The organism is Lysobacter sp. 5GHs7-4 (genome assembly GCF_021284765.1).
Lineage (GTDB): Bacteria > Pseudomonadota > Gammaproteobacteria > Xanthomonadales > Xanthomonadaceae > Lysobacter.
The window spans coordinates 1,867,849-1,881,826 of the sequence record NZ_CP089924.1; the positions used below are offsets into that span (position 1 = coordinate 1,867,849).

Sequence of the window (13,978 nt, forward strand, 5' to 3'; positions counted from 1 at the left end):
GAGCGCTCAAATGTCGCTGCGCGCCAGCCACTGCAGCTGCGAGCTGGCCGCCTCGGTTTCGCCCAGCGCCTTGCTCAGCAGCGGCAGCACCGCGCCCAGGGTCTGGTCGGATTGGTAGGGCGGATTGAGCAGCAGCAGGCCGCTGCCGTTCATGCGCAGCGGCGAATCGTCGGCGCGCACCAGCAGCTCGGCGGTCAATACCGACTTGGCCGGCAGCGCGGCGGCGCGGCGGTAGAACGGCTGCAGCGCGCGCCGGCGCTTGATCGGGTACCACAGCGCGTAACAGGCCTGCGGCCAGCGTCCCAGCGCCTCGCGCAGGGCGGCGATGGCGGTGTCGAACTCGTCCAGCTGCGCCTCGTAGGGCGGGTCGATCAGGACCAGGCCGCGGTTGTAGCGGGTGGCGCCGATCTTGGGCGGCAGCAGCGCCTTCATCGCCCCGTAGCCGTCGCGCGCATGCACCGCCACGCGCGCATCGCTGGCGAAATTGTGCGCCAGCTGCGCGGCTTCCTCCGGCTGCAGTTCGCAGGCCGCGATGCGGTCGTCGGCGCGCAGCGCATGGGCCAGCAGCCAGGGCGAGCCCGGATAGGCGGCGCTGCCGTGCTCGGCGCGGCAGGCCTTGACCGCGCCCAGGTAACGCGCGATCGCCGGGTGCTTGGGCGCTTCGGCCTGCAGGCGGGCGATACCGCCCTCGGCCTCGCCGGTGCGCAGCGCCGAGTTGCCGTCCAAGGGGTACAGACCGCGCCCGGCGTGGGTGTCCAGCGCGAACAGCGGCGCCGGCTTGACCGTGAGGGCGTCGCATAACGCCAGCAGGGCGACGTGTTTGAGCACGTCGGCGTGGTTGCCGGCATGGAAGGCGTGACGGTAGTTCATGGGCATAGGGTAGCCCGTCCGCGCCGGCGCTTGTTCTATGCTTGTCGCGGTCCACCCCGAATCCCGCCATGCCCCGCATCCTGCTGGTCGACGACGAACCCGCGATCGCCGCCACCGTGCTTTACGCCCTGCGCGCCGAGGGCTTCGAGGCCGAGCACTGCCTGACCGGCGGCGAGGCCCTGCGCGAAGCCCAGCGCCACAGCTACGACCTGGCCGTGCTCGACGTCGGCCTGCCCGACATCGGCGGCTTCGCCCTGTGCCGCGAACTGCGCCGCGAACGCGACCTGCCGGTGATCTTCCTGACCGCGCACGACGCCGAGGCCGAGCGCATCCTGGGCCTGGAAATCGGCGCCGACGACTACGTGACCAAGCCCTTCTCGCCGCGCGAGCTGGTCGCGCGCGTGCGCGTGGTGCTGCGACGCGGCCGCGCCCAGGCCGAGGCGCCGGCCGCCGCCGAGGGCGCGTTCCGCCACGACCCGGAAGGCAAGCGCGTGCGCTACCGCGGCCAGCCGCTGGACCTGACCCGCTACGAATACGGCCTGCTCGCCGCGCTGCTGCAGCGCCCGGGCGCGGTGCTGTCGCGCGCGCAGCTGATGGACCGGGTCTGGGGCGATGCCCTGGACAGCGGCGACCGCACCGTCGACACCCACATCAAGACCCTGCGCGCCAAGCTGCGCGAGGTCGACGATCGCAGCGATCCGATCCGTACCCACCGTGGCCTGGGTTACTCGCTGGATGCCGGCTGAGCGGCGCGCATGAAGATCGGTCTGCGTATTTTCCTCGGCTATTTCTGCATCGTCGCGCTGGCGGCGCTGCTGCTGACGCGGGTGTTCCTGGCCGAGGTCAAGCCCGGCGTGCGCCAGGCCATGGAGGACACCCTGGTCGACTCGGCCAACGTGCTGGCCGAACTGGCGACCGACGACTTCATCGCCGGGCGCATCAACGACGGCGCCTTCGCGCGACGCGTGCGCGAGCTGCGCGGGCGCGATTTCGGCGCCGAGATCTGGGGCTTCGGCAAGCGCGCCACCAACTACCGCCTGTACATCACCGACGCGCGCGGCATCGTCGTGTTCGACAGCAGCGGCGAGGCGCTGGGCCGCGACTACTCGCGCTGGAACGACGTCTACCTGACCCTGCGCGGCCGCTACGGCGCGCGCTCCACGCCGTCGGACCCGGACGATCCCAATTCCAGCGTGATGCACGTGGCCGCGCCGATCCGCGACCCGGCCGGCCGCATCATCGGCTCGCTGACCGTGGCCAAGCCCAACCGCACCATCGCCCCCTTCATCGAGCGCAGCCAGCGCGTGGTGCTGCGCTGGGGCGGCGTGCTGATGGGCACGGCGCTGCTGATCGGCCTGTTCGCGGCGTGGTGGCTGTCGCGCCAGCTCAACGGCCTGCGCCGCTACGCGCACGCGGTCAGCGCCGGGCGCCGCGCCGAGCTGCCCGCATCGGTGGGCGAGTTCGGCGAACTCGGGCGCGCGTTGGAAAGCATGCGCACGCAGCTGGAAGGCAAGCAGTACGTCGAGCAGTACGTGCACACGCTGACCCACGAGATGAAGAGTCCGCTGGCCGCGATCCGCGGCAGCGCCGAGCTGCTGGAAACGCGCCCCGGCGAGGCGCCGATGGCCGAAGAGGACCGCGCCCGCTTCGCCGCCAGCATCCGCCGCCAGAGCGACCGCCTGGCGCAGATGATCGACAAGCTGCTGGCCCTGGCCGCGGTCGAGCACCGCCAGCGCCTGGACAATCCCGAGCCGGTGGACCTGGCCGAAATCGCGCGCGAAGCCGCCGAACAGTGCGCGCCACGCCTGGCTCAAGGCGCACTGACGTTGAACCTGGAGCTGGACGAACAACTGCCGACCTTGCAGGGCGACCCCTTCCTGCTGCGTCAGGCGCTGGTCAACCTGATCGACAACGCCGCCGATTTCTCGCCCGCGCAGGGCGAGATTTCCTTGCGCCTGTACCGCGACGGCGAAGCCCAGCGCGTGGACGTCGGCGACCGCGGCACCGGCGTGCCCGAATACGCGCTGCCGCGCGTGTTCGAGCGCTTCTACTCGCTGTCGCGCCCCGCCGGCGGCAGCCGCAGCAGCGGCCTGGGCCTGTGTTTCGTCGCCGAGGTCGCGGCCCTGCACGGCGGCCACGCCTCGCTGGGCAATCGCGAGGGAGGCGGCGCCGTCGCCAGCTTGATCCTGGCGCGCGGCCTCTAAAGCCCGCGTCAGCCATTTTGCTTTCTGTGGGAGCGACGTAAGTCGCGATCGATGCGCGGCAGAGCCCCAAAAACGCCGCTCCTACACGGAGCAGCTACGCGAGCTCGGAGCCATCGCGACTCACGTCGCTCCCACAGAAGACAAAAGCCCCACTTCACCACCACTTCACCCACCCCCCATCCTCTCCACCCAGGCCGCGCCCATCCTGCCGTCACCGCAATGACGAGGAGAGGGACATGCGACTGTGGTTGAAAGTGTTTCTGGTGCTGGGCATGACCCTGGCGATCCTGATTCCGCTGCTGCTGATCCGCGGCGTGATCAACGACCGCCAGAGCTACCGCAACCAGGCCGTGGCGACGATCGCGCGCAGCTATGCCGGCGCGCAGGCCTTCACCGGGCCGGTGCTGGTGGTGCCGTACACCGACACCGTCGAGACCGAGGAAAAGGACGAGAAGGGCTTCGTGCGCAAAGTCGTGCACGAATTGCCGGGGCGCTGGACCTATTTCCCCACCACCCTGGACGTGCGCGGCCCGCTCAAGCCCAGCACGCGCCGGCTGGGCCTGCACGAAGTGCGCGTCTACGAGTGGCAGGCCCAGGCCAAGGCCGAGTTCCGCGCCGAACTGCCCAAGACCGCGCCGCCCCAGGGGCATAGCCGCAAGATCGGCCAGCCCTGGCTGAGCTACGGCTTCGCCGACGTGCGCGGCCTGTTGTCGACGCCGGTGCTGCGCATCGACGGCGTCGCGGTGGAAGTCGACGAAGGCCTGGGCAGCCGCGACGGCGGCGGCGTGCACACCCGCCTGGCGGTGCCGGAGCCCGGCCAGGTGCTGAACCTGCGCACCCAGTTGGACTTCAACCTGGGCGGTACCGAATCGCTGGCGCTGGTGCCGCTGGCCAAGAGCAACCGCTTCGCGATCCAGTCGAGCTGGCCGCACCCGCGCTTCGGCGGCAGCTTCCTGCCGCGCACCCGCGACATCGGCGGCCAGGGCTTCAACGCCGACTGGCAGGTGTCCTCGCTGGCCACCAGCGCGCAGCGCCAGTACCTGGACGGCAAGACCTCGCCCAGCGTGGAGGGCGGCGACGGCGAAGGCGGCGACGTGGTCACCACCGGCGGCATCGACGCGGTCGCCGTGGCCCTGGTCGATCCGGTCAACGTCTATTCGCAGGCCGATCGCGCCAGCAAGTACGGCCTGCTGTTCGTGTTGCTGACCTTCGTCGGCTTCTTCATCTTCGAACTGATCAAGCAACTGCCGATCCACCCGATCCAGTACGGACTGGTCGGCCTGTCGCTGGCGATCTTCTTCCTGCTGCTGGTCAGCCTCAGCGAGCACATCGCCTTCGCCTGGGCCTACCTGGCCGCCAGCCTGGCCTGCATCGGCCTGCTGGGCTTCTACCTGAGCGCGGTGCTGCGCAGCGTCGGCCGCGGTCTGGGCTTCGCGGCGATGCTGGCCACGCTGTACGCGGCGCTGTACGGCCTGCTGGTGTCGGAGGACAACGCACTGGTGATGGGCGCGGGCCTGCTGTTCCTGATCCTGGCCGCGGTGATGGTGATCACCCGCAAGGTCGACTGGTACCAACTGGCCGGCTCGCGCCCGCTGGCGCGCTGATCGGCAACGAGGTCGCGGCCGCGGGCAGGGATGCCCGCGGCCGCTTTTCGTTGGCGACGTTCGCGCCGGCGCCGCCGATCGAGCCGCGATCGCGCGGGCCGGCCGCGAACCGCGCGGCGCCGCGCTTCGCCTACACTGCCTGGATGAACGCGCCCATGATCGAAATACGCCGCTATGCGGGCGAGGCGATCGCCCCTTACCTGGACGACATCGCGCGCCTGCGCATCGCGGTGTTTCGCGACTGGCCCTATCTCTACGACGGCGACGCGGACTACGAGGCGCTGTACCTGCAGACCTATCTGCGCTCCTGGCGCAGCATCGCGGTGCTGGCCTTCGACGGCGATCGGGTCGTGGGCGCATCCACCGGGCTGCCGCTGGGCGACGAGTCCGAGGATTTTCTGGCGCCCTTCGCCGATACCGCGTTCGATCCCCAGCGCATCTTCTACTGCGGCGAATCGGTGCTGCTGCCGGCCTACCGCGGACGCGGCGTGGGGCATCGCTTTTTCGACGAACGCGAAGCGCATGCGCGCTCGCTGGGCGGGTTCGATTGGACCGGCTTCTGCGCGGTGGAGCGCGCGCCCGACGATCCGCGCCGGCCGCCGTTCCAGCGCGGCAACGACGAGTTCTGGGGCAAGCGCGGCTATCGCCCGCATCCGCAGCTGCAAGCCCGCCTGGCCTGGCGGGAAGTCGGACGCGGCGAGGTGGCGCACACGTTGAACTATTGGCTGCGGCCGCTGGAGCGGCAGCGATGAAGGTCGCGGTGGCCAAATACCGCATCGACGCGCCGCGCAGCTTCGCCGAGTTCGCCGACAAGCAGGCGCGCTGGCTGGGCGAAGCCAAACGCGCCGGCGCCGACCTGGCGGTGCTGCCCGAATACCTGGCGCTGGAGCTGGGCGCGACCTTCGGCGCGGCGACCCAGGGCGATCTGCACGCCTCGCTGATCGCGATCCAGGACTATCACGGCGCTTGGCTGGAACTGTACGGCCTGCTAGCGCGCGAGCTGCGCATGCACGTGGTCGCCGGCAGTTTCCTGCTGGACAACGGGCAGGGCCGTTATCGCAACCGCAGCTACGCCTTCGCGCCCGACGGTGGCGTGCTGTGGCAGGACAAGCTGCAGCTGACCGGTTTCGAGAAGCGCGCCGGTGTGATCGAGGCCGGCGACGCGCTGCGTGTATTCGCCGCCGGCGGCACGCGCGCGGGCATCGCGGTGTGCTACGACATCGAGTTTCCGTTGCCGGTGCGCGCGCAATGCGAGGCCGGCGCACGTTTGCTGATCGCGCCCAGTTGCACCGACACGCCGGCCGGCGCCACCCGCGTGCGCGTGGGCTGCCTGGCGCGCGCGCTGGAGAACCGTTGCTTCGTCGCCCAGGCGGTGACCGCCGGCGACGCGGCGTGGAGCCCGGCGCTGGACGTCAACACCGGCGAGGCGACGATCTACGCGCCGATGGACGTAGGCTTGCCCGCCGACGGCATCGTCGCAGCGACGCGCGGTCAGCAGCCTTGGGCGGTGGCGGAACTGGACTTCGCCGCGTTGGACGCGAGCAGGGAGCAGGCGCAGGTGGCGAACGACCGCGATTGGGCGGGGCAGGGCGCGCCGGGGATCGCGCGGGCGGTGGTGACGGACTGGCAGCGTTAGCCGCTCTCCCGCGAACGGAACAACAGCGCCCTGCTTAGCCCCTCTCCCGCTAGCGGGAGAGAGGGTGGGTGAGGGCACGCGCCACATCGAGCTTGCGTTGTTACCCGCGATTTGCGCGCCCTCATCCGCCCTGCGGGCACCTACTCCCGCGAGCGGGGTGAGCGGCGGCGCTTGCGAGCCATGGGCTCGCGCCGCAGCGAACGTCCGACCGCTGTGCGGTCGGGCCGGGGCCAGGTTGGAGTGAGGCAGGCACCACCTCAAACGAACAACGACACCCCAGGCACCAACCACAGCGACAGACCCGCCAGCGTGCTGCCGATCGCGGTGGCGGCCAGCACGTCGCTGGGGTAGTGCAGCCCCAGCACCACGCGCGACAGGGCCACGCTGGCGGTGAACGGCACCAGCAGCCAGGCCAGCACCGGGTAGTGCGCCATCGCCACTAGGCTGAAGGCGACCGCGTGCAGGGTGTGCCCGGACGGGAAACTGAACTCGTCCAGCGGCGCCACCCAGGCGTGGATGCGCGCGTCGGAGGCGAACGGGCGCGGGCGCCGCGTCCAGCGCTTGAGCGCTTTGTACAGGGTCAGCGCGATCGCGCCGGTCGCGGCCAGGTGGGCGGAGGCCATCAGGCCGTCGTAGCCGTCCACCACCACCAGCGCGCCCATCAGCAGATACCAGAACACGCCGTCGCCGAGACGGCTGATCGCGGCGAAGTAGGCGCGCGAGCCGCTGCGTTCGCAGACCCGGTTGACGCGCAGGCACCAGCCCGAATCGCCGGCGTTGAAACGTTTGCGCAACGGCATGCGGTTCATACGACCTCCCGTTCGTCCTGCACTGCCAGGGGTTTGCCGTGCCGCGGCGGGCGGCGCGGCGCGGTGTCGGCCAGCCCGCTGAGCACGGCGTCGAAATCGGCCGCGACCTGCTCCGGCCGCAGGTCGGCGATCGCGTCGCGGCCGGCGCGCGCCATCGCCGCGCGCAGCGCGTCGTCGCTGCCGATGCGCACCGCGGCGGCGATGAAGCCGGCCTCGTCGCCGTCGGCGATCGCGGCGCCGTGCTCGCCATCGCGCAGGTGTTCGTGGGCGGCGCCGTAATCGAAGGCGATAGTCGGCACGCCGCTGGCCATCGCCTCCAGCGTCACGTTGCCGAAGGTCTCGCTGCGGCTGGGAAACAGGAACAGATCGCCGCTGGCGAAATGCTCGGCCAGGGCCTCGCCGCGGCGCAGGCCGCAGTACACGAAATCCGGATGCTCGCGTTCGAGTTTGGCGCGCGCCGGGCCGTCGCCGACCCAGACGAAGCGCGCCTCGGGCCGCTGTTGCTGCAGGGCGCGGAACGCGCGCACGGCCAGGTCCAGGTTCTTTTCCGGCGCGATGCGGCCGACATAGATCGCGGCCACGCCGCCGTCGGGGATGCCCCAGGCGCGGCGCAGCGCCTGGCTGCGCCGGCGCGGATCGAACAGCGCGGTGTCGACCGCGCGCGGCAGCCGCACCACGTCCTCGAACCCGCGCACGCGCAGGAATTCGGCCAGCTCGCGCGTCGGCACCAGCGTGGCATCGGCGGCGTTGTGGAAGCGGCGCATCCAGCGCAGCGCGGTGCCGACCAGGAACGGCAGGCCGTAGTCGCGCATGTATTCGTCGAAGCGGGTGTGGAAGCCGGTGGCGACCGGCACCCCCAGGCGCCGCGCGGCGCGCACCGCCGACCAGCCCAGCGGGCCTTCGGTGGCGACGTAGATCGCATCCGGCGGCTGCGCGCGCCAGGCCTCGACCAGTTGCCGCGTCGCCGGCAGGCCCACGCGCAGGCCGGGGTAGCGCGGCAGCGGCAGGCTGCGCATCAGCAGTTCGTGGGCGGCGCTGTCGCGCTCGTGCGGCTGGCGCGGACGCACCAGCGCGACCTGATGGCCACGCGCGCGCAGACCCTGCTCCAGACCCTGCACGGTCAGGGCCACGCCGTTGATCTCCGGCGGGTAGGTCTCGCTGACGATCGCGTAGCGCATGCGCGGCTCCCGGTTTGGGCAAGCCTGGGCGCGCGGCGTTAAGCGGCCATGTCACCGCCGTGACCGCGCCATGACGCGCGATGGCCGGGCCTTTGCGACGAAACGCCGGATACGGCGACGAAGCCGATTGACGGCGATGGCCGTTTAAGCTGTACTAGTGACAATAGTACAGTTAGTACAGTCCAGGAGCGCCCGATGGCCCGTACCCGCCCGCTGATGATCCAGATCGCCACCGGCGATCCGCGCCCGATCGGCAAGCAGATCGCCGACGCCGTGCGCATGAAGATCGCCACCGCCGAACTGGTGCCGGGCGACCAACTGCCCAGCGTGCGCGGGCTGGCCCAGCAACTCACGATCAATCCCAACACCGTCGCCAAGGTCTACGCCGAACTCGCCGCCGAGGGCTGGCTGGAGTCGCGCCAGGGCCTGGGGCTGTACGTGGCGCCGGTGCGCCAGCGCCTGAGCGAGCCCGAGCGCGAACGCCGCCTGGAGGAGGCCGTGCAGCGCTTCATGCAGGACGTGATCGCGCTGGGCTATGCGCCGGAGGAGCTGCAGGCGCGCCTGCAGCGCGAGTTTCTCGCGCTGGTTCCGCGCAAGACCGCCTGAGCGCTGATCCCACTCCCTATCCCAGACCATCGCCATGTCAGACAACCACGACTACGTGATCCAGACCCAGGCCTTGAGCAAGCGCTACGGCCGCAAGCTCGCTCTGGACCGCCTCGACCTGCGCATCCCGCGCGGCCGCATCCATGCCATCGTCGGCGCCAACGGCGCCGGCAAGTCCACGCTGTTCCGGATCCTGCTGGGCTTCCTGCCGCCGACCGCGGGCACGGCCAGCATCCTCGGCCGCGACAGCCAGCGGCTCACGCCCGGCGACCGCGCGCGCATCGGCTTCGTCAACGAGGAACACACCCTGCCGGGCTGGATGCGGGTGTCGGCGGTGGTCGACATGCATCGCCGCCAGTACCCGCGCTGGAACGAAAGCGCGTTCCGCGGCGTGCTCGACCATTACCACGTGCTGCCCGAGCAGAAGGTCGGCCAACTCTCGCGCGGCGAGCGCGCCGGTTTGAACCTGGCGATCGCGCTGGCGCAAGGGCCCGAGCTGCTGGTGCTGGACGAGCCCACGCTGGGCCTGGACGTGGTCGCCAAGCGCGCGTTCCTGGAGTCGCTGATGTACAGCAACGCCAGCGACGATTGCACGGTGGTGTACTGCTCGCACCAGATGGAAGAGATCGAGCGCGTCGCCGACAACCTCATCATTCTCGAGCGCGGCCAGCTCAAGAACATGTCGGCGCCCGAGGATTTCTGCGCGCGCGTGCGTCATTGGGTGGCCGACATCCCGTTCAAGGGGCCGGATCCGCGAACCGTGCCCGGCCTGCTGGAAGCGCAGCGCCTGGACGGACTGCATCACTACCTGGTGCTGGACCAGGACGAGGACTTCGCCGAGTTCCTGCGCGCCAGCGGCGCGCGTTCGGTGCAAAGCATGCCGGTCAGCCTGGACCGCGCGGTCAACGGCTTCCTGGCCAAGAACCACGCCGCACCCGCCGCCGTGGAAGCGGCGGGCTGATCGGCTCGCTCATTCGGGGATTACGTCATGTGGGATTTGTTCAAGGCCGAACTGCTGCGCTTCCGCGCCTGGGCCATCGGCTATGCGGCGTTGCAACTGACCGTACTGGGCTTCATGGGCCGCGTCGTCGACGTGGCGCAGCAGCCTTATGTGGTCTACCACGTCATCGGCATCGTCTACGCCTGCAGCGGTCTGCTGCTGGGCCTGTACCAGATGGGCGGCTATCGGCGCCCGAACGCGTGGCTGAATCTGCTGCACCGGCCGCTGCCGCACTGGCGGGTGGCGTTGGCGTTGTTCGGCGCCGGCGCGGTGCTGCTGGCCATCGCGATCCTGCTGCCGCTGCTGCTCGCCTCGGGCTGGCAGGCATGGATGACCGCGCGCGTGCTCGACACGCGCCACCTGTGGCTGGCCGGCTCGGGCCTGCTGATCGCGCTGTGCGCCTACCTGGCCGGCAGCTACGCCATGCTGGTCGACAAGCGTTACGGCTGGTCGGCGCTGGTGCCGGTGTTCGCGCTGTTGCTGGTCCGCGCCACCGGCCTGGGCGCGATCGCGCTGCAGCTGATGCTGCTGGCCTGGCTGGCGGCGATGGTGCTGGTGGCGTTCAAGCCCGACCTGAGCGCGGCGCCGCGCGATGCCGCCGCCACCGTGATCGTGGCCGTGCCGCTGCAGTTCGCGATGTGGTTCGCGCTGGTGGTGGTGGGCTTCGGCGTCGAGTTCGTCTGGATCGCGCAGGGCTCGCATCCCAACAACATCGCGGTGGCGACGCCGGGCGGCGAGAAGGAGTCCGAGTTCGCCGAGGGCAAGGATCTGATGCGCATGGGCCTGCAGGCCAGCCGCGATCCGCAGACCGAGCTGTGGCGCGAACAGGCGCAGATTTCCGAAATCTACGGCACCGGTCCCGGCCTGCGCGGCCTGTCGCTGCGCCACCAGCTGACCAACCGCACGCCGATGGAGTTCGACGACGAGCAGCGGCGGGTGCGTTGGGTGTTCAGTCACGACAGCCTGCGTTTCCAGGGCTACAGCCTGGTCGACAAGCGCGCCGTCGGCAGCCTGGGCGTGGACGGCGACGCCGCGTTCCCCGAGCCGGTGGAACCCGGTCCGAACGGCCTGCTGGTGGCGCGCGGCGCCATCTACCAGTACGACAGCGACGAGCAGCGCGTGCTGCCGCGCGTGCGCCTGCCGCGCGGCGAAGTGCTGACCGGCGTGGACAAGGCCGGCGACAGCGCGCTGGTGCTCAGCAATCGCGCCCTGTACTTCTACGACCTGCGCGAGCTGGACAGCGACGACGGCGTGCTGGTGCCGCGCCAGCGCGTGCCGCTGCCCGGCCGCAGCGGCGATCTGGTGCGCATCGATCTGATGGAGCTGCTGGACGGCTACCTGGTGTCGTTCCTGTTCACTTACGCCTCGCACAATGCCGAGGGCGTCGAGCCGTATCAGCAAATGCTGCGCGTCGATGCGGCCGGTCGCGTCGAGACGGTGGCGCGCCGCCTGCTGACGCAGGACTATCCGGTCGCCTGGCGCTACCAGAACTGGTACACCTCGCCGCTGCTGTACCGCGCGCAGAAGGCGCTGCTGGGCGCGTTCGCCGGCGGCTATCTGCTCTCGCGCGACATGGCGACGCCGCCGGTGCCGCGCTCGGCGCAGATCATTGCCGCCGCGCTCGCGTTGCTGGCCGTGCTGGGCGCGCTGTGGCGCCTGCCGCGCACGGCCTTGTCGCGGCCGGCGCGCATCGCCTGGATCGTCGCCTGCGCCGTGCTCAGCCTGCCGGCGCTGATGAGCCTGTGGCTGCTGTACCGACCGCGCGAAATCGCCGAGCCCGTGCCCTTGCCGCAAGCGGCGATGGCCTGAGTCACGCATCCCGTTCCGATTCCACCGCCGACCCGTCCGCGACGGGTCCCGCAGGAGAGGCCGATGAGCCCGTTCCCCACCGCCCCCAGGGCGCGGACGCAGACCGCTGCGCGCAGTTCGCTGCTGCGACGCCTGTTGCGCGACGCGCTGATCGTGGTGCTGCTGTGCGTCGGCGCGCGCGCGCACGCCGACGATGCCTCCGAGCTGCGCGCCGCCGTCGCCGCCGAGCGCGCCCGTGCGCCGGCGCCGCAGTTCTCGCGTGCGCAGTTCCTCGCACGCCCTGAGTTGATGGGCGCCTGGCTGTCGCCCGACGGGCGCCACGTCGCCTACCTGTTGCAGGGCGAACGCAACCGCGGCGTCTGGCTGCTGCCGACCGCGGGCGGCGCGCCGCGGCGTCTGCTCGCGCATACCGAGGCCGATCGACTGGACTGGTCGCGCGACAGTCGCTGGCTGCTGCTGCAATCGGCGCAGCAGCTGTATGCCCTGGCCGTGGCCGGACAGAGCGGCTCGGGCGCGATCGCCAAGCTGGGCGGACGCTGGGAGCGCAGCTTCGAAGCGGTGGACCCGGCGTTGCCGGCGGCGGCGATCGTGCTGGAAAGCCCGCCGTTCGTATCGCGCCTGCCCAAGCGTTGGCGCCTGTACCGCGTCGACCTGCACGGGCGGCAAACCCTGCTGCACGAATCGGCGCGGCAGATCGTCGACAGCGCGTTCGACGCGCAAGGGCGCCTGCGTTACCTCGTCCTGGTCGAGGGCGACGAATACGCGATCTACCGCAAGGACGGCGCGCGCCTGCACGCGGTGCTGCGCTGCCAGCGTTTGCAGCGTTGCGCGCCGCTGAGCGCCGACGGCGACGGATTGTGGTTGTCCTCCAGTATCGGTGCCGGCTACCTGCGCCTGGCGCGGCTGGGCCGCGACGGCGTGCTGCGCACCGCCCACGCCGATCCGCGCGGCGAAGCCGACCTGGACGCGGTGGTGCTGGACCCGCTGAGCCGGCAGCCGCTGATCGCCAGCTACCGCAGCACGCGCGCGGCCAACTACGGCCTCACCGCGCTCGCGCAACGCAACCTCGCAGCCATCGGGCGTCGCTATCCGGGCCGCAATCTGCGCATCGAGGTCGGCAGCGGCGCGGGCGCGCGCTGGCTGGTGCACGAGCGCGCGGGCTCGCAAAAGGGCGAGCGCCTGCACCTGTACGATCCGGCGACTGCGCGGTTCCGCGAAATCCTCGCCGATAGCGGTTTTCGCCACGGTCGCGACACCCAGGCGCCGCTGCCGGAGGCGGCGATGGCGCGCAAGATCGCCTTCGCCTATCGCGCCTCCGACGGCATGCGCCTGCACGGCTTCGTCTCGGTGCCGCCGGGCGTGGACCCCGCGCGCGCGCCGCTGGTGGCCAACGTGCACGGCGGTCCCTTCAATCTGACGCGTCCGGAGTTCAGCGCCCAGACCCAGCTGCTGGCCAACCGCGGCTATGTGGTGTTCGAGCCGAACTTCCGCGGGTCCACCGGCCACGGCGACGAGTACATGCGCGCCGGCCGCGGCGACTTCGGCAACGGCCGCGTGCAGCAGGACATCGTCGAGGGCGTGCGTTACCTGCTGGCCCAGGGCATCGGCGACGGCGAGCGCGTCGGCATCTTCGGTGCGTCCTTCGGCGGCTACTCGGCGCTGCAGGGCGTGACCTTCCAGCCGGAGCTGTTCAAAGTCGCGGTGGCCGCGGTGCCGCCGGCGGATTTCGGCTGGGTGCTGCGATCCTATGCGCGCAGTCAGGACCAGTTCGCGCGTGGCATTCCGTTGGCGACGACGATGCGCCTGCTCGATCTCGACCCGGCCGACGCGGCGATCGCGCAGCGCCTGCGGGCGCAGTCGCCGGTCGCCAACGCGCGCGGCCTGCGCCGGCCTGTGCTGCTTTTGGCCGGTGGCGACGACGAGCGCGTGCCGATCCGCAGCGTGCTGCACTACGCTGCTACGCTGCGCGCCCTGGACAAGGATGTGAGCCTGTTCGTGGATGCGCAGGGCGGCCATTCGCTGGTCGATCCGCGCACGCGCGAGGCCTATCTGTTCCTGCTGGAAAGCATGTTGCACTGCCGCCTCGGCGGCGCCGCGCCGCGCGCGCCGGACGCCGAGCTGCGCGCGCACCTGCGCAAGAATCTGCGTCTGGCCGGGCCCGATCTGGCCGGACTGCTGCCGGTACCGGCCGCGTCAACCGCCGCCGCGGGCGCGCGTTGATCCGACATCGACGATTTTTCGAACCGACGCGCGATCGTCTTG

General features: G+C 71.0%; 12 protein-coding genes. 9 read left to right on the forward strand and 3 right to left on the reverse strand.

Going from position 1 to position 13,978, the window contains the following annotated elements; genetic code table 11:
- Positions 1–6: 6 nt before the first annotated feature.
- The gene (gene rlmJ, locus LVB77_RS08375) at positions 7–870 is read right to left on the reverse strand and encodes a 23S rRNA (adenine(2030)-N(6))-methyltransferase RlmJ (protein WP_232909696.1); all 864 of its coding nucleotides are present in this window, start codon (positions 868–870) and stop codon (positions 7–9) included.
- Positions 871–938: 68 nt separating this feature from the next.
- On the opposite strand from rlmJ, the gene creB reads away from it, so the two are divergent.
- From creB to LVB77_RS08400, 5 genes are all read left to right on the forward strand, one after another.
- On the forward strand, positions 939–1,616 hold the full coding sequence (gene creB, locus LVB77_RS08380; protein WP_232909697.1) for a two-component system response regulator CreB: 678 nt from the start codon (positions 939–941) through the stop codon (positions 1,614–1,616).
- A gap of 9 nt (positions 1,617–1,625) precedes the next feature.
- On the forward strand, positions 1,626–3,074 hold the full coding sequence (gene creC, locus LVB77_RS08385) for a two-component system sensor histidine kinase CreC (protein WP_232909698.1): 1,449 nt from the start codon (positions 1,626–1,628) through the stop codon (positions 3,072–3,074).
- Between the two features lie 236 nt (positions 3,075–3,310).
- Entirely contained in the window at positions 3,311–4,678 is a 1,368-nt protein-coding gene (gene creD, locus LVB77_RS08390) for a cell envelope integrity protein CreD (RefSeq protein ID WP_232909699.1), read from the forward strand.
- A gap of 143 nt (positions 4,679–4,821) precedes the next feature.
- Entirely contained in the window at positions 4,822–5,430 is a 609-nt protein-coding gene (locus tag LVB77_RS08395) for a GNAT family N-acetyltransferase (protein WP_232909700.1), read from the forward strand.
- A complete protein-coding gene (locus tag LVB77_RS08400) occupies positions 5,427–6,314 on the forward strand; it encodes a carbon-nitrogen hydrolase family protein (RefSeq protein WP_232909701.1) in 888 nt (295 codons plus the stop codon). The genes LVB77_RS08395 and LVB77_RS08400 overlap by 4 nt, the downstream gene beginning before the upstream one ends.
- A 257-nt stretch (positions 6,315–6,571) precedes the next feature.
- Here the strand turns inward: LVB77_RS08400 and LVB77_RS08405 are convergent, their stop codons facing one another.
- Both LVB77_RS08405 and LVB77_RS08410 read right to left on the reverse strand, forming a co-directional pair.
- Complete coding sequence (locus LVB77_RS08405; protein ID WP_232910208.1) at positions 6,572–7,114, reverse strand: phosphatase PAP2 family protein; 543 nt, start codon at positions 7,112–7,114, stop codon at positions 6,572–6,574.
- A gap of 5 nt (positions 7,115–7,119) precedes the next feature.
- Complete coding sequence (locus LVB77_RS08410; protein WP_232909702.1) at positions 7,120–8,301, reverse strand: glycosyltransferase family 1 protein; 1,182 nt, start codon at positions 8,299–8,301, stop codon at positions 7,120–7,122.
- 195 nt (positions 8,302–8,496) lie between these two features.
- Between LVB77_RS08410 and LVB77_RS08415 the strand changes: the two genes are divergently transcribed.
- The 4 genes from LVB77_RS08415 (at position 8,497) to LVB77_RS08430 (ending at position 13,936) form a co-directional block, all read left to right on the forward strand.
- On the forward strand, positions 8,497–8,907 hold the full coding sequence (locus LVB77_RS08415; RefSeq protein ID WP_232909703.1) for a GntR family transcriptional regulator: 411 nt from the start codon (positions 8,497–8,499) through the stop codon (positions 8,905–8,907).
- 34 nt (positions 8,908–8,941) lie between these two features.
- Complete coding sequence (locus LVB77_RS08420; protein ID WP_232909704.1) at positions 8,942–9,868, forward strand: ABC transporter ATP-binding protein; 927 nt, start codon at positions 8,942–8,944, stop codon at positions 9,866–9,868.
- A 27-nt stretch (positions 9,869–9,895) separates the two neighbouring features.
- Positions 9,896–11,716, forward strand: coding sequence for a hypothetical protein (locus LVB77_RS08425; RefSeq protein ID WP_232909705.1), 1,821 nt, complete (start codon positions 9,896–9,898; stop codon positions 11,714–11,716).
- Between the two features lie 63 nt (positions 11,717–11,779).
- Complete coding sequence (locus LVB77_RS08430) at positions 11,780–13,936, forward strand: prolyl oligopeptidase family serine peptidase (protein ID WP_232909706.1); 2,157 nt, start codon at positions 11,780–11,782, stop codon at positions 13,934–13,936.
- Positions 13,937–13,978 lie beyond the last annotated feature (42 nt).

Coding starts and splice junctions, on each gene's coding strand:
- rlmJ (WP_232909696.1), bottom strand. CDS start 870: ATGAACTACCGTCACGCCTTCCATGCCGGCAACCACGCCGACGTGCTC.
- creC (WP_232909698.1), top strand. CDS start 1,626: ATGAAGATCGGTCTGCGTATTTTCCTCGGCTATTTCTGCATCGTCGCG.
- creD (WP_232909699.1), top strand. CDS start 3,311: ATGCGACTGTGGTTGAAAGTGTTTCTGGTGCTGGGCATGACCCTGGCG.
- LVB77_RS08415 (WP_232909703.1), top strand. CDS start 8,497: ATGGCCCGTACCCGCCCGCTGATGATCCAGATCGCCACCGGCGATCCG.
- LVB77_RS08405 (WP_232910208.1), bottom strand. CDS start 7,114: ATGCCGTTGCGCAAACGTTTCAACGCCGGCGATTCGGGCTGGTGCCTG.
- LVB77_RS08425 (WP_232909705.1), top strand. CDS start 9,896: ATGTGGGATTTGTTCAAGGCCGAACTGCTGCGCTTCCGCGCCTGGGCC.
- LVB77_RS08420 (WP_232909704.1), top strand. CDS start 8,942: ATGTCAGACAACCACGACTACGTGATCCAGACCCAGGCCTTGAGCAAG.
- LVB77_RS08400 (WP_232909701.1), top strand. CDS start 5,427: ATGAAGGTCGCGGTGGCCAAATACCGCATCGACGCGCCGCGCAGCTTC.
- creB (WP_232909697.1), top strand. CDS start 939: ATGCCCCGCATCCTGCTGGTCGACGACGAACCCGCGATCGCCGCCACC.
- LVB77_RS08410 (WP_232909702.1), bottom strand. CDS start 8,301: ATGCGCTACGCGATCGTCAGCGAGACCTACCCGCCGGAGATCAACGGC.
- LVB77_RS08430 (WP_232909706.1), top strand. CDS start 11,780: ATGAGCCCGTTCCCCACCGCCCCCAGGGCGCGGACGCAGACCGCTGCG.
- LVB77_RS08395 (WP_232909700.1), top strand. CDS start 4,822: ATGAACGCGCCCATGATCGAAATACGCCGCTATGCGGGCGAGGCGATC.